The following is a 1,003-nucleotide window of genomic DNA, read 5'->3' as shown; positions in this document are numbered from 1 at the left end:
CCTGAACCGGTCAGCCCCGCCATCACGCCGCTCTCGATCGACGAGCACGCCGGCGCGGCACCGATCGACGCGGCCCGCCTGTCGTCCACGTCGATGATTCCGCCGCAAGCGGTGGCGCCACCATCGATGCACGCGGCGGTCGACGCGCCGATCGCGCTGGAGCCCTCCGTGCCACGGGCGCGCCGGGTCGAGCCGGAACCCGCACCGCCGGTGCAACTGGTGGAGACGGCCGTGCCGTGGTCCGACACCATTCCGCTTGTCGAGGAGCCCCGTGAGACCGTCTGGGCCGCGCCGGTGGCCGTGGCAACGAAGCCGTCGAAGAAATCAGGCGCCCGCGCGGCGGCCGGCGGCATGACGGCCGTGCTGAACAAGGCGTTGGGCCGCGGGCGTGCCAAGCCTGTCGCAGACTTGCCGCCGGTGACGCCGAAGATCGAGAAGCCGACGTCCGAACAGCAACTGATCGCCCAGGTGCGCGAGCTGCTGCTCGACACCTTGCGCATCGACGCGCCGTTGTTCGCCGCGCTGACCCACGGCAAGGTGCGTTCGGCGCAGACCCAGCGCGACCTGATCGAGCTGGTCTGGGAGATCGAGCGCCACAACAGCCATGCGCGCATGTCGCGCGACGAATTGATCAGCCTTCAGCAGGCGCGCGAACTGCTCGGCATGGGCAACACGCTGGTGGCGGGCGACAGCCAGTCCGACCGCCACGACGACTGGCCGACCACCCAGCCGCGGCTGTGAGGCTCAGTTCGCTGCCGCGCGGGCCGCGCCGAATTCCTTCGTGAACCAGTCCRCCAGCAGGGTCTTTTCGCGGCCGAGCGGGCCCCGGGCGGTGTCCAGCCCGGCGGATCTCCGCGAGGCCAGGTCGCTCAGTGCGGCGTCGCCGGAGCGCAGCGTCCGACCGTCGGACACCAGCGTGTAGCGCAGCCAGATGCGCGCGCTGTCGTGGTTGTCGCGCACCACCCGCAGATCGCCGCGCGAGCCGTGCCGCACGTAGCCGGCC

1 protein-coding gene and 1 pseudogene are annotated in these 1,003 nt (G+C 71.6%); one reads left to right on the top strand and one right to left on the bottom strand.

All coding sequences use genetic code 11. The features are described from left to right. A pseudogene (locus tag AC1D01_RS36320) lies at positions 1–741 on the top strand (hypothetical protein); the annotation flags it as partial. 3 nt (positions 742–744) lie between these two features. Here the strand turns inward: AC1D01_RS36320 and AC1D01_RS36315 are convergent. Beyond that, on the bottom strand, positions 745–1,003 hold a 259-nt coding region (locus AC1D01_RS36315; RefSeq protein ID WP_477874609.1), incomplete at its 5' end, for a DUF3016 domain-containing protein.

Source organism: Rhizobacter sp. P3_B12 (genome assembly GCF_056402895.1).
The sequence above is the reverse complement of the archived record's forward strand: the minus strand, read 5'-3'. Positions and strand labels throughout refer to the sequence as shown.